This is a genomic window from Rhodococcus ruber, assembly GCF_016804345.1.
Lineage (GTDB): Bacteria > Actinomycetota > Actinomycetes > Mycobacteriales > Mycobacteriaceae > Rhodococcus > Rhodococcus ruber.
In genome coordinates, this window is record NZ_CP044211.1 from 2,001,608 (window position 1) to 2,025,608 (window position 24,001).

At 72.8% G+C, this 24,001-nt stretch carries 22 protein-coding genes; 14 read left to right on the forward strand and 8 right to left on the reverse strand.

The annotated features are described in order from the left end of the window. Positions 1–46: 46 nt before the first annotated feature. The 3 genes from F1734_RS09455 to F1734_RS09465 form a co-directional block, all read right to left on the reverse strand. The gene (locus F1734_RS09455) at positions 47–850 is read right to left on the reverse strand and encodes a DUF1206 domain-containing protein (RefSeq protein WP_010592389.1); all 804 of its coding nucleotides are present in this window, start codon (positions 848–850) and stop codon (positions 47–49) included. A gap of 109 nt (positions 851–959) precedes the next feature. Then, the gene (locus F1734_RS09460; protein WP_203011557.1) at positions 960–1,475 is read right to left on the reverse strand and encodes a mycothiol transferase; all 516 of its coding nucleotides are present in this window, start codon (positions 1,473–1,475) and stop codon (positions 960–962) included. Continuing rightward, entirely contained in the window at positions 1,472–3,373 is a 1,902-nt protein-coding gene (locus tag F1734_RS09465; protein WP_102030833.1) for an ABC transporter ATP-binding protein, read from the reverse strand. The genes F1734_RS09460 and F1734_RS09465 overlap by 4 nt, the downstream gene beginning before the upstream one ends. Before the next feature lie 201 nt (positions 3,374–3,574). Here F1734_RS09465 and F1734_RS09470 point away from each other — a divergent pair, with 201 nt between their 5' ends. Further along, positions 3,575–4,036 (forward strand): PPOX class F420-dependent oxidoreductase, encoded by a 462-nt coding sequence (locus F1734_RS09470; RefSeq protein ID WP_102030832.1) that lies wholly within the window; start codon positions 3,575–3,577, stop codon positions 4,034–4,036. Between the two features lie 9 nt (positions 4,037–4,045). On the opposite strand, the gene F1734_RS09475 is transcribed toward F1734_RS09470, so the two are convergent. After that, on the reverse strand, positions 4,046–4,645 hold the full coding sequence (locus tag F1734_RS09475) for an AMIN-like domain-containing (lipo)protein (RefSeq protein ID WP_010592384.1): 600 nt from the start codon (positions 4,643–4,645) through the stop codon (positions 4,046–4,048). Positions 4,646–4,692: 47 nt separating this feature from the next. After that, a complete protein-coding gene (locus tag F1734_RS09480; RefSeq protein ID WP_102031922.1) occupies positions 4,693–5,463 on the reverse strand; it encodes a deoxyribonuclease IV in 771 nt (256 codons plus the stop codon). Between the two features lie 127 nt (positions 5,464–5,590). On the opposite strand from F1734_RS09480, the gene F1734_RS09485 reads away from it, so the two are divergent. The 5 genes from F1734_RS09485 (at position 5,591) to F1734_RS09505 (ending at position 12,230) form a co-directional block, all read left to right on the forward strand. Continuing rightward, positions 5,591–6,349 carry an ABC transporter ATP-binding protein gene (locus F1734_RS09485; RefSeq protein ID WP_026138003.1) on the forward strand — a complete coding sequence of 253 codons (759 nt, stop codon included), beginning with the start codon at positions 5,591–5,593 and terminating at the stop codon, positions 6,347–6,349. Between the two features lie 13 nt (positions 6,350–6,362). Continuing rightward, positions 6,363–8,885 carry an ABC transporter permease gene (locus F1734_RS09490; RefSeq protein WP_203011558.1) on the forward strand — a complete coding sequence of 841 codons (2,523 nt, stop codon included), beginning with the start codon at positions 6,363–6,365 and terminating at the stop codon, positions 8,883–8,885. Positions 8,886–9,067: 182 nt separating this feature from the next. Beyond that, positions 9,068–10,651 (forward strand): alpha/beta hydrolase, encoded by a 1,584-nt coding sequence (locus F1734_RS09495; RefSeq protein WP_017681747.1) that lies wholly within the window; start codon positions 9,068–9,070, stop codon positions 10,649–10,651. Beyond that, positions 10,648–11,133: a hypothetical protein gene (locus F1734_RS09500; protein WP_203011559.1), complete on the forward strand. Its 486-nt coding sequence runs from the start codon at positions 10,648–10,650 to the stop codon at positions 11,131–11,133. The genes F1734_RS09495 and F1734_RS09500 overlap by 4 nt, the downstream gene beginning before the upstream one ends. Positions 11,134–11,255: 122 nt before the next feature. Further along, positions 11,256–12,230, forward strand: a complete 975-nt coding sequence (locus tag F1734_RS09505) for a hypothetical protein (protein WP_040275635.1) — start codon at positions 11,256–11,258, stop codon at positions 12,228–12,230. A gap of 24 nt (positions 12,231–12,254) precedes the next feature. On the opposite strand, the gene F1734_RS09510 is transcribed toward F1734_RS09505, so the two are convergent. The 3 genes from F1734_RS09510 to F1734_RS09520 are packed head-to-tail and all read right to left on the reverse strand — an operon-like array spanning position 12,255 to position 15,405. Continuing rightward, positions 12,255–13,232: a glycerate kinase gene (locus F1734_RS09510; RefSeq protein WP_040275637.1), complete on the reverse strand. Its 978-nt coding sequence runs from the start codon at positions 13,230–13,232 to the stop codon at positions 12,255–12,257. Then, positions 13,214–14,152: a beta/alpha barrel domain-containing protein gene (locus F1734_RS09515; RefSeq protein WP_203011833.1), complete on the reverse strand. Its 939-nt coding sequence runs from the start codon at positions 14,150–14,152 to the stop codon at positions 13,214–13,216. Before F1734_RS09515 ends, F1734_RS09510 begins: the two co-directional genes overlap by 19 nt. Before the next feature lie 26 nt (positions 14,153–14,178). Beyond that, positions 14,179–15,405, reverse strand: a complete 1,227-nt coding sequence (locus F1734_RS09520) for a CaiB/BaiF CoA transferase family protein (RefSeq protein WP_017682394.1) — start codon at positions 15,403–15,405, stop codon at positions 14,179–14,181. A 166-nt stretch (positions 15,406–15,571) separates the two neighbouring features. Between F1734_RS09520 and F1734_RS09525 the strand changes: the two genes are divergently transcribed. The 8 genes from F1734_RS09525 (at position 15,572) to F1734_RS09560 (ending at position 23,831) form a co-directional block, all read left to right on the forward strand. After that, positions 15,572–15,763 carry a hypothetical protein gene (locus F1734_RS09525; protein WP_010592373.1) on the forward strand — a complete coding sequence of 64 codons (192 nt, stop codon included), beginning with the start codon at positions 15,572–15,574 and terminating at the stop codon, positions 15,761–15,763. Between the two features lie 169 nt (positions 15,764–15,932). Continuing rightward, entirely contained in the window at positions 15,933–16,175 is a 243-nt protein-coding gene (locus F1734_RS09530; RefSeq protein WP_017681887.1) for a helix-turn-helix transcriptional regulator, read from the forward strand. Positions 16,176–16,180: 5 nt separating this feature from the next. Beyond that, positions 16,181–17,416 carry a type II toxin-antitoxin system HipA family toxin gene (locus F1734_RS09535; RefSeq protein WP_010592371.1) on the forward strand — a complete coding sequence of 412 codons (1,236 nt, stop codon included), beginning with the start codon at positions 16,181–16,183 and terminating at the stop codon, positions 17,414–17,416. A 105-nt stretch (positions 17,417–17,521) separates the two neighbouring features. Beyond that, positions 17,522–19,606, forward strand: coding sequence for a hypothetical protein (locus tag F1734_RS09540; protein ID WP_017681885.1), 2,085 nt, complete (start codon positions 17,522–17,524; stop codon positions 19,604–19,606). A gap of 4 nt (positions 19,607–19,610) precedes the next feature. Beyond that, positions 19,611–21,266, forward strand: a complete 1,656-nt coding sequence (locus F1734_RS09545; protein WP_017681884.1) for an NERD domain-containing protein — start codon at positions 19,611–19,613, stop codon at positions 21,264–21,266. After that, positions 21,263–21,886 carry a hypothetical protein gene (locus F1734_RS09550; RefSeq protein WP_010592368.1) on the forward strand — a complete coding sequence of 208 codons (624 nt, stop codon included), beginning with the start codon at positions 21,263–21,265 and terminating at the stop codon, positions 21,884–21,886. The genes F1734_RS09545 and F1734_RS09550 overlap by 4 nt, the downstream gene beginning before the upstream one ends. A gap of 12 nt (positions 21,887–21,898) precedes the next feature. Next, the gene (locus tag F1734_RS09555) at positions 21,899–22,873 is read left to right on the forward strand and encodes a hypothetical protein (RefSeq protein WP_010592367.1); all 975 of its coding nucleotides are present in this window, start codon (positions 21,899–21,901) and stop codon (positions 22,871–22,873) included. Between the two features lie 34 nt (positions 22,874–22,907). After that, entirely contained in the window at positions 22,908–23,831 is a 924-nt protein-coding gene (locus tag F1734_RS09560; RefSeq protein WP_010592366.1) for a LysR substrate-binding domain-containing protein, read from the forward strand. Positions 23,832–24,001 lie beyond the last annotated feature (170 nt).

Consider the following 24,001-nt stretch of genomic DNA (forward strand, 5'->3'; position numbering starts at 1 on the left):
GGGCACCGGTGGTGATCGCGGGCGCACCTGAGCGCGCCCGCGAGACTCACATCTTCCCGTACCGCGCCAGGACGAAGCAGTACACGCCGTACGCGGCGATGCCGAGACCGGCCGCGACGAGCAGGATCTGACCGAACGGGGCGGTGCCCAGCGTCTTGAGGGCACCGTCCAGTCCCGTCGCCTTGGACGGGTCGGCGGTGAACGTCGCGACGAGGACCAGGACGCCGGCACCGGCGATCGCCAGGCCCTTCGCGACGTACCCGACGACACCGAGCGGCTCGGCGTACCGGGGCAGCCGCCCGCGGTGCAGGTCGTCGAGGAACTTCTTCGCCGCGCCCTTGTAGACGTGGTAGGCGCCGATGCCGATGATCACCAGACCGGCCGCGACGAGCAGGACCTTGCCGCCGCCGGACTGCATCAACCGGGCGCTCAATCCGGCGTTCTGCTCACTGCTCGACTTGCCGCTGCCCCGCGCGAACTGGAACGCGGTCAGCGCCAGCGCCAGGTAGGCCACCGCGACCCCGAGGGTCTTGACCCGGTCCAGGGCCGAGGGCTTCTCGAGGTCCGAGCGTTTGCCCACCGCGGCTTCGACCAGGCGCCACACCGCCAGGGCGGTGAGCGTCACGGCCAGGACCCACAGGACGATCCTGCCGCCGGGCTGGGCGGCGAGCTGGCGGAGCGCGCCGGACTGATCGGCGCTGGCCGGATCGCCGAATGCAACCTGGATCACGACGTACGCGATCAGCAGGTGCACCACCCCGCTCGCGGCCTGTCCGGCCCGCGCCACCTTCTCGAACATCGGGTGCTGAGCGGCGCCCGCAGCGCCCGTGCTGGTCTGTTGTCCGGTCACGCGACAGGCCTCCAGGATCTCGCGGCGACGGCGCCGGGGCGCCCGGGCAGTGGTGCCTACGGGCAGCCTATCGCGGCTGCGGGGCGCCGTCCGGGTTCGCCGGTGCCGGCTACCGGACCCGGCCCGCCAGGACGTCGGCGGTGGCCCCGTCGACGGATTCGCGGATGATGTCGGCGTGGCCGGCGTGCCGGGCCCATTCCTCGATCTGGTGCAGGACCAGGAAGCGGACACTCAGCGGCACGCCCTGGTCCAGCCAGCGGGCGATGCTCTCCGGCAGGTCCACCACCCGGCCGAGGTCCGGCTCCGCCCGCAGCACGTCGGCGAAGCGAGCTGCGACGGTGTCGAGCCGGGCGAGCTGACCCGCGACGGTCTCGTCGTCGCGCACCTCCCACCCGGCCGTCCAGGCCGCGACGGGGTCGGGGTCGCGGGACTCGGTTCCGGAGATGCGGTCGGCGGCCGCGACCTCGCCGTCGATCACATGGTTCAGCAGTGAGGCCAGGCTCATCGCCGAGGCGCTGGGTGCACTGCGGGCCTGGTCCTCGGTCAGGCCGGACAGCGCATTGCGGAACGCGGTGCGCTGAGTGTCGAGCAGGAGGAGCAGCAGGTCGGTCTCGTTCGTCGTCATGTGCCCAGTGTCGGGGCCATTGCGGACATCTTCGGTCCTGAATCGGCGAACTGGGTGCGGTACAGCTCGCCGTAGCGGCCGTCGGCGGCAAGCAGTTCGGCGTGGGTGCCGCGCTCGACGATGCGGCCGTCCTCGACCACGAGGATGAGGTCCGCCGCGCGGACCGTGGACAACCGGTGCGCGATCACCACCGCCGTCCGGCCGGCCAGCGCCTCCGTGAGCGCCTCCTGCACGGCGGCCTCCGAGGTCGAGTCCAGGTGCGCGGTGGCCTCGTCGAGGATCACCACCCGCGGATGGGCGAGCAGCAGGCGCGCGATGGTCAGCCGCTGGCGTTCACCCCCGGAGAGCCGGTACCCGCGTTCGCCGACGACGGTGTCCAGGCCGTCGGGAAGGGAGCGGATCAGCTCGGTGAGCCGGGCCCGGCGCAGTACGTCCCACAACTCGTCCTCGGTCGCCTCCGGGCGAGCCAGGAGCAGGTTCGCCCGCACGGTGTCGTGGAACAGGTGCCCGTCCTGGGTCACCATGCCGACGGCGCCGCGGATCGAGGCGGTCGTCAGCCGGCGCACGTCGACGTCGCCGAGCAGCACGGATCCGGCGTCGGTGTCGTAGAGCCGCGGCACCAGCTGCGCGATGGTGGACTTGCCGGCGCCGGAGGAACCCACCAGGGCCACCATCTGCCCGGGCGCGGCCCGGAAGCTCACGTCGTGCAGGACCGGTGCGCCGCCGCGGGTGTCGAGGGTGGCCACCTCCTCCAGCGAGGCCAGCGAGACCTTGTCGGCGGAGGGGTACGCGAAGTCCACGTGCCGGAACTCGACGGCGACCGGACCGTCGGGGACGGGGCGGGCGTCGGGCGCCTCCTCGATCAGCGGCCGCAGGTCGAGCACCTCGAAGACCCGCTCGAAGCTCACCATCGCGCTCATCACGTCGACGCGGGCGCTCGCGAGCGCGGTCAGCGGCGAGTACAGCCGCGTGAGCAGCATCGCCATCGCCACGACGGCGCCCGGCTCGAGTTGTCCGCGCAGCGCGTAGAAGCCGCCGAGGCCGTAGACCAGGGCCAGCGCGAGGGCGGACACGAGCGTCAGAGCGGTGACGAACACCGACTGCAGCATCGCCGTCTTCACCCCGATGTCACGCACCCGGCGGGCCCGGACGGCGAACTCCGACGATTCCTGCGACGGGCGTCCGAACAGCTTCACCAGCGTCGCCCCGGGCGCGGAGAACCGCTCCGTCATCTGGGTGCTCATCATCGAATTGTGGTTGGCTGCTTCACGATTCAGTCGGGCGAGTCGTACGCCCATGTGCCGGGCGGGCACCACGAAGATCGGCAGCAGCAGCAGCGCGAGCAGCGTGATCTGCCACGAGATGCCGATCATCACCACCAGCGTGATCGCGAGGGTGACGAGGTTGCCGACCACCCCGGAGAGGGTGTCGCTGAAGGCCCGCTGGGCACCGATCACGTCGCTGTTGAGCCGGCTGACGAGGGCGCCGGTGCGGGTGCGGGTGAAGAACGCGACGGGCATGCGCTGCACATGGTCGAACACGGTGGTGCGCAGGTCGAGGATCAGGTCCTCGCCGATGCTCGCGGACAGCCAGCGGTTCAGGATCCCCAGGCCGGCCTCGACGAGCGCGATCGCGGCGATCAGCACCGCCAGCCACGTGATCACCGAGAGGTCGGCGCGGTCGACGATCGCATCGATCACTCGGCCGGCCAACACGGGGGTGGCCACTCCGAGCGCGGCGATCACGACGCTCAGCAGCAGGTACATGCCGATGTTGCGGCGGTGGGGGCGGGCGAACTCGGCGATCCGGCGCAGGCTGGCGCGCGAGAACGGGCGCCGGTCGCTCTGCGCGTGCATCGCGTTGTACATCGCGTTCCACGCGGTCACTTCCATGCTCATGTGGGGAGCCTCCTGAAGTCGGTCGCCCGACCGTAGAACCTCGAGTGGACTCGAGGTCAAGGGTAGGTCGCGCGGCGCCACGCGACCGTGTCGTCACCACCGGATCCGTCGGCGCGGTCGCGTCCCGCCGGGGGAATTCTGCCCGGCCACTCCGATAGGAAGGCTCGTCGTCGTCGCGGCCGCGGACGTAGGGTCGGGAACATGGCACCGAAGATCGCAACCGCAGACCGCGTGGACCGTGACCGGTTGCTCGAGTTCGTCCGCCCGCGTCACCGCGGCACGCTGGTCACCACCCGGTCCGACGGCCGGCTGCAGATGTCCCCGGTCACGTGCGGGCTCGACGACGCCGGCCGCATCGTGATCGCGACCTACCCGGAACGCGCCAAGGTCGTGAACATCCGCCGCCGCCCGGCCGTGTCGATCATGATCCACTCCGACGACTGGAACGGCCCGTACGTCCAGATCGACGGCACCGCCGAGGTGATCGACCTGCCGGATTCGGTCGAGCCGCTGGTCGAGTACTTCCGCGCCGTCGCCGGGGAGCACCCCGACTGGGACGAGTACCGGGAGGCCATGCGCACGCAGGGCAAGTCCCTGATCCGCATCACCGTCGACGACTGGGGTCCCGTGGCGACGGGCGGCTTCCCGCCCGGCCGGGTCTGAACCGCGGGATCAGCGCGCGACGTCGACGACCAGCCGGGTCGGGTTCGTCAGCGTGTACACGTCGAACGGGGTGTTCGGCTCGGCGACGCCGATGAACGACTGGGTCACGCCCTCGAACACCCCGGAGCCGTTGACCTCGACGACCGAGCCGCCCGGCTGCGCGAGCACCGGGTTCGGGCCGGAGTAGGGCTCGACACCGCTGTCGAACGGGTACGCGGACCCGTCGATGAGCACCTGCAGGATCGCGCCGCCCGCGACGGTCACGTCGTTGCCGCTGCCGTCCTGCACCGCCCGGTCGACGTAGCCGACGCGCCATCCCGGGGTGCCGGTCCCGCCCATCTCGTACACGACCCGGTCGAAGTTCTCGTGCCGGCCGGTGCGGATCTCGGTGACGGTCAGCTTCGCGTCCGCCGAGGCGGGTGACGTCTTGTCCGCCGCGTCGGTGGGGGCGGGCTCCTCACGCGACGAGTCCGTCGACCCCGACGAGGACCCGGACGGGACGGACGAGGTGGCGGTGCTCGCCGACGCGGACGGCGCAGGGCTGTCGGCGTCCGAGCAGCCCGCGAGGACCAGGGCGAGGGCGACGACGGCGATCCGGGCGTGCTTCATGGGGAAGATGTTACGGCTGTGACGGAGCGGTTTCCGGGAAGCGGGCCTCACTCCAGGAGTTCGCGCAGGTAGGCGATGTCCTCGGCAATTCCCTCCGCCGGGGTTTCGAGGACGACCGGGGCGTCCGCCGCCCGGCACACGGCCACCAACAGGTCGGGATCGATCGTGCCGGAGGTGATGCCGGCGTGGCGGTCCCGGCCGGAACCGAAGCCGTCGCGGGAATTGTTCAGGTGGACCAGGTCGATCCGGCCGGTCGCGGCCCGGACCCGTTCCACGACGTCGACGAGGTCCTCGCCGCCCGCCCAGGCGTGGCAGGTGTCGAGGCAGAAGCCGACGTCGTAGTCGCCGACGGCGTCCCACAACCGGGCGATGGCATCCACGTGCCGCGCCATCGCGAAGTCGCCGCCCGCGGTGTTCTCGATCAGGACGGGTACCGCGAACCCGCCCTTGTCCTCCTGCCGCTCGAACAACTTGCGCCAGTTCTCCACCCCCGCCGCGATCTCCTCCCCGGACCGGACGTGGCCGCCGTGCACCACCAGGCCGAAGGCGCCGATCCGGGCGGCCGCCTCCGCGTGCTCGGCCACGGCCTTGCGCGACGGCATCCGCAACCGGTTGTTCGTGCTGGCGACGTTGATCACGTAGGGGGCGTGCACCACCACCGCGACATCCGACGCACGGATCTGCTCCTGCCGGGGATGCGTGCCCGGCTTCGTCCACCCCTGGGGCTCGCCGAGGAACAGTTGCACCAGGTCTGCGCCGTATCGTTCGCCGCAGCCGATCGGATCGTCGTCCTGCCGGACGTGTGCTCCTATCCGCATGATCTCGACGGTAGCGCCCGGCGGCGCCGCCACAGCACCCCGCCGCGCGTCACCCCGAGATCCGGCCCCGAGGAATCCGGGACGTCCCCGATGGTGCCTCGTCGGAAAAGTCAGGAAGATGGTGGACATGCCAGCCCACACCGCCACCGCCGCGCGCGCTATCGACCTGATCAAGATCTACGGAACCGGTGAGACCGCTGTCCACGCCCTCGACGGGGTGAACGCGGAGTTCGCGGCGGGGGAGTTCACCGCCATCATGGGCCCCTCGGGTTCGGGGAAGTCGACGCTGATGCACTGCCTCGCCGGCCTCGACACCGCCACGTCCGGTGCGGTGGTCCTCGGGGACACCGATCTGACCGACCTGTCCGACAAGCAGATGACCCAGTTGCGCCGCGACCGCATCGGCTTCGTCTTCCAGGCGTTCAACCTGGTGCCCACGCTCACTGCCCTCGAGAACATCACGCTGCCCGTCGACATCGCCGGTCGCAAGGTCGACCGGGAATGGCTGGACACCGTCGTGACCCGTCTCGGGCTCGGCGACCGGCTCGATCACCGGCCGGGGGAGCTGTCCGGCGGTCAGCAGCAGCGGGTGGCGTGCGCTCGCGCGCTCGCCGGCCGGCCCGACATCATCTTCGGTGACGAGCCCACCGGTAACCTCGACTCCCGCTCCTCGGGTGAGGTGATGTCGATCCTGCGGGCCGCGGTCGACGAGTTCGGGCAGACCGTCGTGATCGTCACGCACGACCCCCGGGCGGCCAGCTACGCGGACCGCGTGGTGTTCCTCGCGGACGGGCGCATCGTCGACGAGATGCGCGACCCGACCGCCGAGTCGGTCCTCGACCGGATGAAGCAGTTCGACGCCGTCGTCGTGCCCACGGCGAAGTAGGGGCGAGCCGACCATGAGCGCGAATCCCATCCGCAGGGTTGCCCTGCGCAACCTCGCCGCCCACAAGGTGCGGCTGCTGCTGACCGTTCTGTCCGTGGTGCTCGGCACGGCGTTCGTCACCGGCTCCTTCGTCTTCACCGACACGCTGCAGCGCACGTTCGACGACCTCTTCGCCGACGCCGCCAAGGGCGTCGACGTCCGCGTCAGCAGCGAACAGCAGGGCTCGAGCGGCGTCCCCGACTCCGACGTCGCGGTCGTCTCCGCGGTCCCCGGTGTGCGAACCGTGGTGCCGGCGTTCGAGGGGCCGGTCATCGTCCTCGACTCCGAGGGGGCGGCCATCCAGACCGGCGGTGCCCCCAGCGAGGGGACCGCCTATCTGCCGCCCGACCAGCAGCTCGGTGATCCCACCGAGTTCGTCGCCGGCCGGCCGCCCGCCGCGGACAGCCAGATCGCGCTCAACTCGAGCGCCGCCGAACGCGCCGGTCTGTCCGTCGGTGACCCGACGAAGATCCTCGCCGCGTCGGCCGGGATCGTTCCGGTCACGGTCAGCGGCATCTACGACGTCGAGACCGACACCGGCGGTTACGTCGGGGCGATGTTCACCGAGAACCAGGCCCGTGCCCTGTTCACCGACGGCACCCACGTGCAGTACATCGACGTCGCCGGGGACGGAGTGCCCGCCGACGAGCTGCGGGACCGGATCGCCGCCGCCGTGCCCGACCAGAAGGTCCAGACCGGCGCCGAGGTGAGCGAGGAGATCAAGACCGAGATCGAGGAGGCCCTGAGCTTCCTGAACTACTTCCTGCTCGCGTTCGGCGCGATCGCGCTGCTGGTGGGCACCTTCATCATCTACAACACCTTCTCGATGATCGTCGCGCAACGCCTGCGGGAGCTCGCCCTGCTCCGGGCGATCGGGGCGAGCCGCAGCCAGGTGGGCCGGTCGGTGACCCTCGAGGCGCTGGTCGTCGGGGTCGTGGGCAGCGCCCTCGGCATCGTCGGCGGCGTGGCCCTGGCGTACGGGCTGCGCGCCGCGCTCAACGCGTTCGACGTCGGCCTGCCCTCGGGTCCCCTGCAGCTCGCACCGCGGACCGTGCTCGTGGCCCTGCTCATCGGCATCGTCGTCACCGTCGTCAGCGCCTACGCCCCGGCCCGTCGCGCGAGCAAGGTTGCGCCGGTCGCGGCCATGCGGGAGGAGTCCACCGCGACCGTCGAGTCGCTGCGGATGCGCACCGTCGTCGGGGCCGTCGCCGCCGTGGTCGGTGCCGCCGTCGTCGTCGTCGGCGCCCAGGGCACCGGCGGGGGCGCGGCCTCCACCGTCGGCATCGGGGCGTTCGCCCTGATCATCGCGGTCCTGCTCGCGGCGCCTGCGCTGTCGCGGCCGTTCGTGGCGGGGCTCGGCGCGGTCGTCGCCCGCCCGTTCGGAGCGGTGGGCCGGCTCGCGCGCACCAACGCGGTGCGCAATCCCCGCCGCACCGCCGCCACCGCGTTCGCCCTGACCCTGGGCCTGATGCTGGTGTCCGTGATCGGGGTGTTCGGCGCGTCCGCCAAGGCGAGCGTCAACTCGCTCGTCGACACCGGCGTCAAGTCCGACTTCATGCTCACCGGACCGCAGATGATCGGGGTGCCCGTGGGGGCGGCCGCGGCGGCCGCCCGCGCCGACGGCGTGGAGGAGACCGTCGCGATGCACGGCGTCCCGGCGCGCATCGGCGACGAGGACACGTTCGGCGTCGCGCTGTCCGGGCCGCTCGGCGACGTGCTCGAGGTCGACGTCGTCGAGGGACGGGAGGACGTCGCCGGCACCGACCTGCTGGTGTCGCAGACCACGGCCGCGGAGAAGGGCTGGCGGGTCGGCGATGTGGTCACCCTCACCAGCCGCGACGGCGAGGACGTCGCCACGACGGTGAGCGGCATCTTCGCCGACAACCAGCTGCTCGGCTCGTGGGTCGTCTCCGAGGAGGTCTACCAGGAGTTCACCGCCCCCGCCTCCCGCGCGGACTTCGTGGTGTTCGTCGACACCGCGGCCGGCAGCGACCCGGATGCGATCCGCGTGGCCCTCGAGGACGCCACCAAACAGTTCGTCGTGGTGCAGGTGCTCGACCGGGAGCAGTTCAAGGGCCAGCAGGCCGCCCAGATCGACACCCTGCTCGCCGTGCTCTACGGGCTTCTCGCGCTGGCGGTGGTCATCGCGATCCTGGGCATCGTCAACACCCTCGCGCTGTCCGTCGTGGAACGCCGCCGGGAGATCGGCATGCTCCGCGCGGTAGGCATGCAGCGGGTCCAGGTCCGCCGCACCATCTACCTCGAGTCGATGCTCATCGCGGTGTTCGGGGCGGTCGTCGGTCTGGTGCTGGGTCTGGCGTTCGGCTGGGGCTTCGTCCGGACCCTGGCCGATCAGGGCCTCGACCAAATCGCCGTCCCGTGGGGACAGGTGCTCGGCATGCTCGTCGGCTCGGCCGTCGTCGGGGTGCTCGCCGCCCTGTGGCCGGGTGTGCGCGCCGCGCGCACCCCGCCGCTCGAGGCGATCTCCGACATCTGACGCCGCAGTCCTCGTCGTCCGCCCCCGGTGCCACGCACCGGGGGCGGACCGCGTCCGGCCGCCCGTGCCGGTCGCGAGTTGTCCACACCCGGCTCGTTTCTCCACAGTTCGCCCGCCGCAGGGTCGCATCGCGCCGCGGCGGGCGCGCGGCCGGTTAGGCTGCCGCGCCAGGGGGTGGATCGATGGATCTTCGGCAGTTGCAGCAGTGGGACCCGGATGCACTGGACGGTCTCGGCACGGTGCTGGACCGGCACGCGGGGGAACTCGAGCGGATCGGGACGCAGATCACCGGACGGTTCGGCGGACAGTGGTCGGGCATCGCCCACGCCGCCGCCGAGCGGCGGATCGGTGACGTCGCCGAGCAGATCGCGCGGCGGTCCGACGCGTATCGCGAGGTGAGCCGCTGCGCGACATCGTGCGCACCGCGGCTGCGGGCGCTGCGCGCGGAACTCGACGACGCCACCCGCTGGGCCCGGGACCGGGCCTTGACGGTGCGGGACGACGGAACCGTCACGGCCGGCCCGGGACCGGACGCGGACTCGCACCGGCACGAGGCCGAGGCCCGCATCCGGGCGGTCCTCGACCGGGCCGAGGCGCTCGATCGGTGGGCCGCGGCCGATCTCGCCGGGACGGTGCACGAACCGGCGTCCCGTCCGCTCGGTTTCGGTGCCGTGCGCGCTGCACCCGCACCCACCGCCGTGGTGCCGCCAGCCGGGACGGCCGCGGCCGAGGTGGCGGCATGGTGGGCCGGACTCGACGACGGCGAGCGCACGTGGCTCGCCGCCTCGGCGCCCGAGCGGATCGGCAACCTCGACGGGGTGCCCGCCGCGGTGCGGGACCTGGCCAACCGCGCGCAGCTGGCGGCCGAACGGCACCGGCTCGAGGCGGTCGCCGCCCGCTTGCAGGCCCAGCTCGACGCCGCTCCGTTCGGCGGACTGACGAGCAACGCCGACGCCGGGCTCGCCCAGACCCGCAACAAGATCGCCGCGCTCGACGCCGTCGAGGTGGCGCTGTCCCGGCCGGCACGGCAGTTGCTGACTCTCGACCTCTCGGGCCGCGAAGCGATGGCCGCCGTGGCGGTCGGAGATGTCGACACCGCCGACCACGTCACCGTCTTCACCCCGGGCGCCGGGTCCACCGTGCAGGGCCATCTCGCCGGATACGACAGCCGGATGGCGGCGCTGAAGGACGAGACCGAGCGCCAACTGCAGGCGGCGGGCCGCGGCGCCGAGTCGGTCGCCGCCGTGACCTGGCTGAACTATCAGGTGCCGCAATGGGGCTGGGGCCTCGCCCGCACCGAGTCGAGCCCGGTCTCCGACCTCGCCGCGGTCCGCGCCGCCCCGCGGCTCGCCGGATTCCTCGACGGCCTGCGCGCCGAGCGGGATCCGCACGTGACCGCAGTCGGTCACTCCTACGGCGCTCTCGCCACCGGGCTGGCGCTGCAGCAGGGCGTCGGTGTGGATGCCGCCGTGTTCCTCGGCGCCCCGGGCATCGGCACCGACGACGTCGCCGAACTGGGGGTGCCACCGGGCGCGGCGTACCTCGTCGAGGCCGACCGCGACCCGGTCGGGGACCTCGGCACGTTCGACGGCGATCCGAGTTTCCTCGACGGGGTGACCCAGCTGTCGAGCGACGCCGGGCCGGACGCGTCCGGCCGGCCGCGTCTCGGCTCGACCGGGCACAGCGAGTACCTGAACGACGGCACGATGAGCCTGTACAACGTCGCCGCGGTCGCCGGCGGGCTCACGGATCGAGTGGTGCGATGAGGGGGGTGCGGCTCGGTGTGCCGATGCTGGCGCTGGTGGTCGCCGGGTGCGCGGGTGGACCGTTCCCCGTCGCCGTGCCCGAGCCGGTGGCCGCGGACCGCGCCGGTGCCGTCGAGTACTACACCCGGGTCCGGCACGACGCGACCGCCGCCCTGTCACGCGCATTCCCGGAGATGCAGTTCCGGCAGTCGACCCGGGGGACGACGGGTTACTGCGAACTGCCCGACGGCTCGGCGGGCACCACGGTGTTCCTCCCCGCGCTGCTCTCCGATCGGCCCGTGCCGGCCGGGCAGCTGGAGCGGGCGGCACGGGTGTTCGAGGAATCGTTGGCGGGCAGCGGATTCCACGGCTCCCGGTCCATACCGGTCGGGACGGGGCTCGAGATCCGGATGTTCGCCGCGGATGGTTCCGTCATCGCGTTCGGCAGCTATCTCGCCGCGACGGTGGGGCTGACGGTGGGGTGTTACCCCGAGCCGCCGTAGTCCGGGCTCGTCCGGCACCGCCCGCGCGGTTGCTCGACCGCGGCGTGTCCCTTCTCGCTCGCGGTGTCCCCACCTCGCCGTGCGTTAGGCTCGAGCCTCGTCCCGTCGGCGAAAGGGCAGTGATGCGTGCGGTGCTCGGCGTCGCGATCGATGCCGGTGAGGTCTGTGCGGTGCTCGTGGACGCCGACGTTCCGGTCCTCGGCCCGTTCGACACGCAACGCTGGCCCGTGGGGGACCGTGCCGAAGCTGAGGCGGTGAGCCGGGCGTTCACGGCGATGACCGAGCGTGCCGCGCGGGCGGAGGTGCACTTCACCCGAGCCGGACTGGTGGCACCCGCGACGGTCGTCCCGGACTCCGGGACGACCGAGGTGCGGACCGTGGGGATCGACGAGGCCCGGCTGGCCTTCCTCGCCGCGGTCCCGGAACTCGACGGGGTGCGGACGGTGGTGCTGATCGGCCGCGACGATGCCACCGTGCGCGTGTCGGTCGCCGACCTCCGCTCGGGAGCGGTGCTCGCGTCGGTTGCCGCGGCGGAGGACGACTTCGGCCGGATCGTGCCCGCACTACCGGAGGCCGCCGACGAGGCTGTGGCGCTCGCCGGTGTCGCACCGGAGGCGCTGGTGTTCCCGGACCTGCGCCCCGGCGACGTCGCCGCCGCCCGTGCACTGGCGGCGGCGGTCGGTGTGCCGTTCGTGACCCCGCACGGCGGGCCGTGGCACCGGGCCACCGGCGCCGCACTCGTGGCCGCACGCACCGAACCGCTACCGGCGCCCTCGTCGCCGTCGTCACGGCGAGTCGCGCTGCTGGTGGCGGTCGTCGTCGCGCTGGCCGTCCTGCTCGGCGGCGGGCTGGCCGTCGCCATCGGTGGGACCGGACCGTCCGAGCCGCCGCGCCCGGCCGACGCCGCCCGGTCCGTGCCCGCCCCCTCGGCCGGTCCTGGCCCGGACACCGGGGTGCCGACCGCGGTTCCGTGTCAAGGGGACGACACTCCGCAGGTCCGTCCCGCGGGCTGGTCGGTGCGGGCGTCCGACCCCGATCTCGGCCCCCGTCCCGCCCCCGCGCCGCCGTCGACCGTCGCCGCCCCGCCGTGCGAATGACGTTCCCCCGGAATGCCGTTCGATTCAGGCGCGGGATGCGAGCCGGGTACCGGCCGCGCGCAGGGCGTCGAGATCGGTGGCGACCATGATCTCCGCGAACCGGTCCCGGTAGTCGCCGAGATCGTCGCCCACGGATCCCACCACCGCCACAACCGGCGCCGCGTGCACCCGGGCGAGGATCGCCGAGACGATCTTTCCCGAGCGGGACTGCCCGTCGAGGCGTCCTTCGCCGACGACAACGAGGTCGGCGCCGGCGAGTGCGGTGTCGAAACCGACAGCGTCGAGCACGAAGTCGGCTCCCGAGCGCAGGTCCGCGCCGAACTGCGCCCACATGCCGCCGGCGAAACCCCCGGCCGCGCCGGTGCCGTCGACCTCCCGCGGATCACGCGGCAACGTCACGGCTGCGTCCTCGAGGCGGCGGGTGAGCCGCTCCACGGTCGTCGCGTCCGCGCCCTTCTGCGGGCCGAACACCCGGGCGGCATCGGCGTAGCGGGTCGTCACGTCCGTCAGCACCGTGACGGTGGCGGTACCCAGGCCGCCGGCGTCCATGACGGCGGCGATCGCACCGAGCCCGCCGTCGGTCGTGGCCGATCCTCCCGCCGCGACGACGACGTGCGTGGCGCCGCGCCGCACGGCCTCGGCCATCGCCAGCCCGGTGCCGTAGGTGTCCGCCGTCATCGGATCGCGGAAGCCCTTGTGCGGTGTGGTGATTCCGCTGAAGGTGGCGAGCTCGACGACCGCGGTGCCGTCCTCGCCGAGCCCGAACGAACCCGAACACGGGGCGCGCCACGGATTGACGGAGTCGATCTCGATCAGCTCGAGACCGAGCGGGCCGGTGAGCACCTCGAGGGTGCCGTCACCGCCGTCGGCGACCGGCATCCGGATCGTCTCGAGCCCGGCCGATTCCGCGCCCGCCGCCACGGCGGCGGCCACCTCGGCGGCGCGGTACGTGCCCTTGAAACTGTCCGGGGCGATCAGCACCTTCACCGCTGCACCACCCATTCGAACGCCGCGGCCTCGGATCGGGCACCCTGCGCGGCGCGCGAGCGGTTCGGCTCGCCCAGCTCGGTGACGACGGACTCGCCCAGCCGGACCAGGTCGGCGAACACCGGCGGGGTCAGCCACGCGGGCCGGGTGGCGAACAGCAGGTCCTCGCTCGCGGTGTTGCCGCTCGCGCCGGGTGCGAAGGGGCAACCACCGAGTCCGCCGAGCGAGCCGTCCACCACCGCAGCGCCCGCCTCGATCGCGGCGAGGCTGTTGGCGACGCCCAGGCCCCAGGTGTCGTGGCCGTGGAAGACGATGCGGCGGGCGGGAGAGTCCGCACGTACCCGGGACACCAGCGCCGCGACCTGCGCGGGCACGGCCTGACCGAGGGTATCGGCGAGGACGATGTCGGCGGCGCCGTCGGCGCGCGGGTCGCACGCGATCTCGAGCACCCGGTCGGGGTCGACGGGCCCGTCGAACGGGCACGTGAATGCAGTGGCGAGGCAGAGCTGGATGGTGCCGCCGGCGGCGCGGGTGTGTTCCACCGCGGCGGGCATCGCGGCGAGGCTCGCGTCGGTGTCCCGTCCGATGTTGGCGCGGTTGTGGGCGTCCGACACCGACAGGCAGTACTGGAAGTGCCGGGCGCCGGCGGCGGCCGCCTTCTCCACGTGCCGCGGCGTGGCCACCCAGATGTAGCAGCGGTCGAGTTCCTCGGGGGTGAGCATCCCGATCAGCTCGACCGTGCCGGCCATCGGCGGGACCAGGTCGGGCCGGGCCATCGAGCCGATCTCTAGCTGCGGCACGCCGGCGGCCAGCAGGGCGCGGACGATCTGCGCCTTCCGCTCGGTGGGCAGCACCTTGCCGGTCAGTTGCAGCCCGTCGCGCAGGGTCACGTCGCGCAGCTGCGGTGCCCCGGCACTCACGACACCACCGCTCATCACACCACCGCGCACCACACCGCCACTCACGACACCACCTCCAGGAGCTCGTCGATCTCGGCCTCGGTCCGGCCGAGCAGACCCCCGAGCACCTCGCGGGTGTGTTCGCCCAGATCCGGTCCGACGTGGCGGATGGGCAGCGACCGGCCGCCGAGCACGGGGACGATGCCCGGGAACCCGACCTGCTTCGGCTCGTCCTCGCCGACGTCGACGGCGAAGTGCTGGATCATGTTCCGCGCCCGGTACTGCTCGTCGTCGACGATGTCGGCCGCCGTGTAGATCGGCCCGCTCGGCACCCCCGCGGCGTCGAGGATCCCGAGCACCTCGTCGCGCGGCCGACGACGGGTCCAGTCGGCGATCGCGGCGTCGAGTTCCTCCCGGCGGGCCCAGCGACCGGCGTTGGTGGCGAGGTCGGGATCGTCGGCGAGGTCGGGTCGCTCGATGGTGCGCATGTAGCGCTGGAAGATTGCGTCCGCGTTCCCGGCGATGATCACGGAGGTGCCGTCCGAGCAGGGATAGGCGTTGGACGGGGCGATGCCCTCCATGCGGCCGCCCACCCGTTCCCGCCGGACCCCGTAGGCGAGGTAGTCGGGAATCAGCGACTCCATCATCGACAGCATCGACTCGTTCAGGGCGACGTCGACGACCCGGTTCGCCGGCGGCAGCGACCCGATCAGCTGCCGCTGCAGCAGCGCCGTGACCGAGCCGAAGGCCGCGTACAGCCCGGCGATGGAGTCGCCGATCGACACCCCCACCCGCACCGGCGGCCGGTCCGGGTCCCCGACGAGTTCCCGGAACCCGCCCACGGCCTCGGCCACGGCCGCGAATCCGGGACGCTCCGCGAGCGGGCCGGTCTGGCCGAACGCGGAGATCCGGGTGATCACCAGGTCCGGTTTGATCTGCGCGAGCACCTCGGGGCCCATTCCCCACCTCTCCAGGGTGCCGGGCCGGAAGTTCTCGAGCAGCACGTCGCAGTGACGCACCAGATCGAGGATCACGGCCCGGCCCGCCTCGGTGCGCAGGTCCACCACGATGGACTTCTTGTTGCGGTTCACCGTGCGGTACAGCATCGACGTGTCCCCGGCGTACAGGCGCCAGTTGCGCAGTTCGTCGCCGGTGCGGGGCCGTTCGACCTTGATGACCTCCGCGCCGAAGTCGGCGAGCAGCCGGCCCGCGGTGGGCGCGGCGATGTAGTTGCCGAGTTCGAGGACGCGGATGCCTTCGAGAGGGCGCAGGATCTCCTCCGAGTTCATGGGCAACAGTGTGCCCTGTGCTGCGCCGCAGCGGTGTGCCCTGTGCTGCGCCGCAGCGGGTGCGATGCGTTCCCCGTGGTGGACACGCCGCGACCCTCCCGCGCTCGTGTGACCTGGCGCACTATTCTTCCTCTCGGGCAGGGGGCCTCGGGAAGGTGCTTGGGTCATGGTGGTCGCGAAAGTCGTTCTGTGGTGTGCGCTGCTGGTGGGGCTGGTCGGCGCCGGGGTCGCCGTCAACGCGCTGCATGTGCACGGCGCCGTCGGGTCACTGATCGTGGCGTCCGTCGCGGGTCTGGTGCTGCTGCGGCTCCGGCCCGCGGCCCAGCTCGAGGTCGAACCGGAGCGCGTCACACCCTGACCGCCCGCACGCTGGGCTTGCGAGGGCAGGCCGAAGCAGCGGACGCGCGTCGGCAGACGCACCCTCTCCTCCTTGAGCCTGTCATGGCAGGCACAACCCTGGACAATCGCGCGCAGTGGGGGCACACTCGCATCAATGCCTGCCGTCGCAAGCACAGAGAGGAGAGGCCGTGGCCACGCCCCGTCGTCGCGCCCGCACGGGACGCGGCGGTCTCGGTGACTACTTCGTCGACCGTCGGCACCGGCTCGGCCTCACCCAGTCCGAACTGGCCGACCTCGCCGGTGTGTCGCGTTCGAGCGTGCAGTCGCTCGAGTCCGGCCGCGCCACCGTGCAACTCGATCTCGTCGTGGCCATCGCCGACGCGCTGGGCTGCGACCTGACCCTCACCACGCGCGGCGACCGGGCCGGGTGAGCCGGGTGGTCGAACGCCTCGTCGCCGTCGACAGCGCCGACGTGTACAAGGGCGACCGGCTGGCCGGGCACCTCGCCCGGGACGGCCACGATGTCGTGTTCCGGTACGCGCAGGACTACCTCGACGATCCGGCCGCCCCCGCCCTCGCGTGGACGGTGCCGAAGACCGCGGAGGAGGTCCGCGCCGGCGGCGGCAGCGTGCCCCCGTTCTTCGCCGGCCTGCTGCCCGAAGGCATCCGGCTCCGCGGCGCCGTCGCCGCCACCAAGACCTCCGAAGACGACCACCTCACCATTCTCATGGCGGTCGGCGCGGACACCATCGGCGATGTGCGGGTGCTCCCCGCCGGCGCCCGGCCCCCGACGTCGACGCTCCTGCTGGACCCGGAGGCCGTCCGGCGTGAGGACCTGCACGAGCTGTTCGACCGGATCTCCGGCCACGAGTCCGTCGTCCTCGACCCGACCTCCCTGCCGGGAGTGCAGGCGAAGGTGTCGGCCCAGATGTACTCCGCCCCCGTCGCGACGGTGCAGGGCCCCGCCATCCTCAAACTCGCACCGCCCCGCGGCTACCCCCGCCTGGTCGAGAACGAGCACTTCTTCATGGGTCTCGCGACCGCCTGCGGCCTCGCCGTCGCCGGACACCAGCTGGTCTACGACCGCAGGGGCAACGCGGGACTGCTCGTCGCCCGCTTCGACCGATGGATCGGTCCCGGCCACACCGTCCACCGCACCGCGCAGGAGGACGCCTGCCAGGTCCTCGGTGTCTACCCGGCGGCCAAGTACCGGCTGAAGACCGAACGCGTCGTCGAGGCGCTGGCCGCCGCGTGCGAGCGCGGCGGCGGATCGGCCCGCGTCGCGACCCTCGAACTGCTGCGGCTGGTGGCGTACTCGTACGCCGTCGGCAACGGCGACCTGCACGGGAAGAACTTCTCGATCCGCCTCACCGAGGCCGGGCTGTGGGCCGTCACCCCGGCCTACGACCTCCTGTGCACCCAGCCCTACCTCGGTTGGCGCGACCCGATGGCCCTCGACCTGTACGGCAAGGGCAACAAGCTCACCCGCCGCCACTTCGTCGAGTCCGGCGGCCGGCTCGGGGTGCCCGAACGCGCCGTCACCCGGATGCTCGACGGGATCCGGCGCGGGATCGCCGGGGGCCTCGACCGTCTCCCCGAGATCGGGTTCGGTGAGCGGGACACGGCCCGGCTGCGGGACATGCTGGTCCGGCGCGCCGACGAACTCGGCTGATCCGGTCGTCGTGCATCGGCCGGACCGCCGGCCGGTAGAGTCCCCGGCGGGCGTCCCGCACGAGACCGCGGTCGCCAGTCGCGCATCGAAGAGGAGCACCGGGTCGTGTCGCTGTGGTCGACTGCACTGTCCCCCGGGATGCTCAGCGAGTACGTCTGGATCGACCTGATGCCGTGGCTCGACCGGTACGGCTCGGCCCGCAACGCGCAACTGGCCGCCCTCGCACCCGACGAGCGCTGGTGGGAACGCCGGTCCCCGGCGGAGACCGCCGCCTCCGCCGACGTCGTGGCGATCTGTGGGGAACTGGCCCGCATCTACGTCACCGAGCATCCCGATCTGGTGTTCTCCGCGGGCATCGCCGACACCGTCGACGTCCCCGTCGCCGCGCTCGGTCTCGGCACCCGGGCCGCCGCCACCGTCGCGCGGCTGCCCCGCGCCGCGACCACCGCCGGTCTGCTCGGCTACACGCCCGCCGCGTTGTTCTCCGTGCGCGGCGCGGGCCCGGAGACCGTGCACCAGATCGTGCAGGCCGTCCTCGTCCTCGCCATCCTGCGGGATCCGGCGTCGCTGCGAGTGGCGACCGACGCCCCCACGCTCCCGCCCGCGTTGTCGCTGCTGCTCGACGACCTCGTCGCGCTCGCACGGTGGCGCGCGCTGCGCGCCGACCCGGACCGGCCGCTGGTGCGGGTCGAACTCGAGGACGGCACCCCCGAGGAGATCCAGCAGGTCGCCGCGCGCATCGCCGCCCTGACCGCCCGCGACCTGCCGGTGCCCGCGCCGCAGCGGGCCCTCGACGAGCTCGCCGCGTACGTCGCCGGGCTGTCCGCACCCGAGCGTGACGCGATCCGCCGCCGGGTGCTCGGCGACGAGCCACCGGACCCGGACGCTCCGTCGACCTTCGCGTTCGGCACCGCCGTCGGCGATCTGCTCGCGGCGCTGCGCGTCGATGTCCGCCCCGTCGCCGCCCTCGAGCGGATCCTGGGGTTGCGACCGGAGCTGGCCCAGCCCGTCCCGGGACTCGACGTGCCGCTGTGGCGGGCGCTCGCGCGCCTCGACGATCGCTTCGAGGTGGCCGACGGGTGGGTCGCGGTCCCGGGCCTCCCCGAAGCCGAGCGCCACACCCACGCGCTGCTCGCCGAGTTCGAATCCCCGAACGGGGTCGTCGAACCCGCAGCCGTCGCCGTCGTGTGGAACCTGCCCGCCGCGGAATTCGCCGCGTGGCTGCACCGGTGCGGCGTCCCGATGTTCGAGGGCCGTGCTCTGACCCGGCAGTCCGCGTTCGCCGATCACGCCGCCGCGGTGCTCGAGGTGATCGGGGATCCGCTCACGGCCGCGGAGCTCGTCGACCGCATGGGCACCCCCGCCGGTCCCGCCGCCGTGATCGACGCGATGGGCGCCGACGAGCGGTTCTCGCTCGCCGAGAACGGCCGGTGGTCGCTCACCGAATGGGAGACCGACGAGGCGGGCGCGGTGCGCGGCCGCATCGCCCGGATCGTCGACGCCGACGGCGGCTCCGCCGACCTCGACCGTGTCGTCGACCGTCTGGTCGAACGCTTCGGGGTGTCGCCGACCAGCGCCCGGATCTTCGCCGGCAGCGGCGACTTCGAGATCGTCGACGGCCGGGTGCGCCGGCGCCGTCGCACCCACGTGAGCGTCAAGCCCCCGCACCGCACCCGCCGGCTCTACCGCCTCGGCGACGTGTGGCGGCTGCGGGTCACCGCCACGCGGGACCACCTGCGCGGCGCCGATTTCCCGGTGCCGTCCGCGGTCGCGGGCGTCATCGGCTGCGCCCCGGGACGCGAGGTCGCCCTGTCGTCCCGGCTGGGCACCCAGGTCGTGCGCTGGACGGGTGCGTCCCCGCATCTCGGCAGCGTGCGACGGTTCCTCGAGGATCTCGGAGTGGACGAGGGCAACGAGATGTTCCTCGAGTTCCACCCCGGCGGACGGTTCGACGTGCTCCCGCTGCGCACCGTCGCCGACAACGCCGAACCGCTGCGCAAGGCACTCGCCCTCATCGGCCACTCGGCCCCGGAGATCGTGCCGGAGGAGGGCGTCGCGCCGGCCTTCGCGGCCGCCGTCGGTCTGGGCGACGAGACCCGCCCGCGCCGGGTGCTCAGTGCCTACCGGGCCCGGCACGAGGCCGAAGTGACCGCATTGCTCGAGCAGGCGTGGGTGCGCGTGCCAAGCTGAGCGCATGCCGATCCGCAGACCCGAGCGCCCACTGCTGGCGAACGACGCCGAACGCCTCGTCTGGGAGGCACTCGTCCGGCAGCTCGGCGACGGGGATCTCGTCGCGGCGGGCCTGCGGGTCACCGACCACCTCAAGGACCACGAGATCGACTTCGTCGTCGCGCTCGAGGGCCACGGCATCGTGTGCCTCGAGGTCAAGGGTGGTCAGGTGTGGCACGACGGCTTCCAGTGGGTGCAGGCCCGGCAGGGCAAGGACCGGTCGATCGATCCGGTCCGGCAGGTGCTCCAGTCCTGCTACGCGTTGCGGCGCTACGTCGAGGCCGATCCTCGCTGGACGCAGGGCCGGCTGCGCTGGGACCACTTCGTCGTCCTGCCCCACACCGAGATCCGCGCCGACTTCGCCCTGCCCGAGTGTCCGCGGTGGAAGGTGATCGATCGCAACGACCTCGGCAGCATCGCCGAACGACTGCGGGCGGTGCTCGACAAGCAGGAGCTCGACCGGCCGGCCCTCACCGCCGACGGCGTCGACCGGTTCGCCGAGGTCCTCGCGGGCCGGGGCCTGCCGCAGCGCGACGTGGTCTCGCGCGCCGTCGCCAACGAGGACGCCGCGGACCGGCTCACCGAGCAGCAGGCCGTCATCCTCGACGCGACCCGCCTGCTGACCCGTGTCGAGGTGCGCGGCGGCGCCGGCACGGGGAAGACGTTCCTCGCGCTCGAGCAGGCCCGGCGCCTCGCCGAGCAGCACCAGCGCGTCGCGTTGATCTGCTATTCGCACGGTCTCGCGTCCTACCTGCAGCGGATCACCGCGACGTGGAACCGGAAGAAGCGGCCCGCCTACGTCGGCGAGTTCCACGCCCTCGGCCGGCTGTGGGGGGCGGCCGAAGGCCCCGACGAGGCGCTGCGGACCGCCGACACCGTGCGCTTCTGGGAACACGACCTGCCCGCCCAGATGACGGAACTGGCCCGGTCCCTGCCGGAGGGACAGCGCTTCGACGCGGTCGTCGTCGACGAGGCGCAGGACTTCGCCGACGCCTGGTGGGATCCGATCATGGCCGCCCTGCGCGACGAGGAGACCAGCGGGATCTACGTGTTCACCGACGAAGCGCAGCGGGTGTTCGACCGGGAGGGCCGGCCCCCGGTGCCACTGGTCCCGCTGGTGCTCGACCACAACCTGCGCAACACCCGGCAGATCGCCGGGACCTTCGGTCCGCTCGTCGGGCAGCGCATGCGGCTGCTCGGCGGTGAGGGACCCGACGTGCAGTTCGTCGCGTGCCGCGGCGACGAGGCGCTCGCCGTGGCCGACGACCGGATCGACGCCCTGCTCGACGAGGGCTGGCGGCCCGGCGACGTCGCGCTGCTCGCGACGGGCAGCCGGCACCCGGAGCAGGTGGCGCGGCAGGCCGAGGGCAACGCGGCGTACTGGGACAGCTTCTGGGACACCGAACAGGTCTTCTACGGGCACGTCCTCGGCTTCAAGGGACTCGAGCGCCGGGCGGTGGTGCTCGCGGTGAACGAGACACAGCCGCAGGAGCGTTCCCGCGAGCGGCTGTACGTCGGGCTGTCCCGGGCCCGCGACCAGCTGGTGGTGTGCGGGGACCCGGACTTCGTCCGGCAGGTCGGCGGGCCGGAACTGGCGGCCCGGCTGGGGCTCGGCCGATGAGTCTGCTGCGGGACTGGACCGTGTCGGCGACGGCGGGGGAGTTCGCCGGATTCCTCGTTCCCGCCGTCGTCGGTGCCGTGCTGTTCGACAGTGCCGCGGCATTACCGGCGCTGATGGCCGCCGGTGTCGTCGAGGGGTCGGTGCTGGGCTGGTCGCAGGCGCGGGTGCTGCGACGCCGGCTGCCGGCGATGTCGGTGCGGCGCTGGGTGCTGGGCACGGGCGTCGCCGCGGCGTGCGCCTACCTGCTCGGGATGTCGCCCTCGACGTTCCACGAGACGTGGTCCGCATGGCCGATGGCGCTCCCGATCGCGCTCGGAGTCGTCTTCGGCGTGGCGTTGCTGGCGTCCATCGGATTCGCGCAGTGGCTCGAGCTGCGCCGGCACGTCGCCCGTGCCGGGCGCTGGATCGTGTGGACCGCAGCCGCGTGGCTGGCCGGCCTCACCGTGTTCCTCCTGGTGTGCACCCCGCTGTGGCAACCCGGTCAGCCGTGGTGGCTCGTCGCGGCGATCGGGGTGCTCGGCGGCCTGCTGATGGCGTTCGTGACCGCCCTCGTCACCGGCTACGGCATCCGCCACCTGCTCGCCGCGAAGGATCCTGCTGCGTCCGTCGCGCGCACGTAGCACCATGGAGCCATGACCGACGACGTGCACCTCGAGGAACCGGGTCCCGCCGACGACGCCGTCGCCCGCGCCCTGCGGGCCGCGATCGTCTCGGTGGAGGCGGCCGTCGCGCGGGTGCACGAGCTCTCCGCGGAGATCCTCGAGCTGGTCGGTGCCCCCGACGGTGGGGACGCCGTCGACCATCACAACGCGCTGACCCGGGTGGCGGGGATCCTGGACGGCACCGGCCGGCTGCGCGCCGCCGACTGGGAATCGGTGCGCGGGCTCGGCGACGTCCTCGCCGATCGAGCCGAGCGGCTCCACGCCCACGCCGGACGGCTGCTCGACGGGCTCGCCGTCGACGCACCCGCGCAGGACCGGGTGGCCTGCCTGCAGCAGGCCGTGGCGACCGACCGGCTCGGGGAGACGCTGCAGCTGCTCGTGCTCGTCGAGGACTCGCTGAACCTGTGGCAGCGGCTGCGGCTCGAGCAGGTGCGTACCACCGAACCGGACCGGCTCGAGCACGAACGCGCGACGATCGGCACGTCGCTGGCCGGGCGCGTCGAGCGGGACGTCGCGCTGCTGCTGCGCGCCCGCGCGCGGCTCGCGAGCTACGCGGGCCTCACGCCGTTCGAACTGGTGCGGTGGCTGTCGTCCGCCCGGGTGAAGCGGGACATCGCCCGGTTCCGCACGGACCTGGACGACGTCGCCGCGGCGTTCGGCAGCGCCGCGCAGCGTGCTCTCGAGGCCGAGGACCCGGCGGTGGCCGAGAACCTGGTGGAGCTGGGCAAGCCGGTCCGGGCCGCGGGCGGTGCCCTCGGCGAGAGTGCCCGCACGCTGGGCGACAGTGCCCGCACGCTGGGCGACAGCGCCCGCACCCTGGGCGGCCGGGCGGTCGGGGCGGGCACCACCGGGGTCGGCAAGCTGGGCCGGGGGCTGCACCGGGTCGCCGAGCCCCGCCGGCGGCCGGACGGCGACGTGCCGCTGACGACCGCTCCCGACGCCTGACGGCCCCGGGGCGGACCGCCCATATGATCGATTCATGAGCAGCGATCGGGCGCCGGCCTTCACGATGCGGCAACTGGTCGCCTTCGTCGCCGTCGCCGAGACCGGCACGATCAGCGCGGCGGCCGAACGGTTGCTGGTCTCGCAGTCGGCCGTGTCGCTGGCGGTCACCGAACTCGAGAAGGCCCTCTCGACGCAGCTGTGCGTGCGCCGCCGCGCCCACGGCGTGCAGCTCACGCCGGCCGGGGAGTCGCTCCTGGCCCGGGCGCGGACGCTCCTGCAGCAGGCGAGCGAGATCGAGGACGAGATGCTCGGTTCGGGCGGCGAGCTCGCCGGCCGTCTCGCCATCGGGTGCTACACGACGGTCGGGCCGACGATCCTGCCGCCGATGCTGTCCGAGTTCACCGACCTGCATCCGCGGGTGTCGCTCGAGTTCCGGGAGGCGATGGCCGACGAGCTGGCCGAGCGCCTCGAAGGCGGGGCGCTGGACGCGGTGATCACCTACGACCTCGAGCTGCCGCCGACCTGGCGTACCGCCACGCTGATGACGAGACGCCCGGCCCTGGTCGTCGCGGCGGGCCACCGGCTGGCGGCGACGCCCGGCCCGGTGGAGCTGGCGGCGGTGCGGGACGAACCGATGGTGCTGCTCGACGCGGCCCCGGCATCGACCCACGCGCTGCAGGTGTGCGCACGGGCCGGGTTCACGCCCCGGATCGAGTACCGGTCGGCGAACTACGAGACCGTGCGGGCGTACGTCGGCCGGGGCCTGGGCTGGACGATCATGCTGCACCAGCCGCAGGTCAACCGCACCTACGGGGGCCTGAAGATCGTGTTGCTGCCGATCGACGTACCGGCGCTCGATCCGGTGCGGCTGGTCATCGCGTGGCGCCCCGACGTGATCCTGAGCCGTGTGGTGCGCGAGTTCATCTCCTTCGCCACGGTCCGGGTGCCACAGTTGTAGGCGGTGTCTCCTTTGGGCTGCCAGGGCCGCCCGAAAGACACACCACACATTTACTCATAATCATCAACACATTCTTGTTCTTTTCTGGGGTTGTGACTGCGGACATACTGGGTTCCGACGCGCTGATCGGCAGCGCGCGGCCCGGGTGTTCTTCCCGGCGCCGACGACAA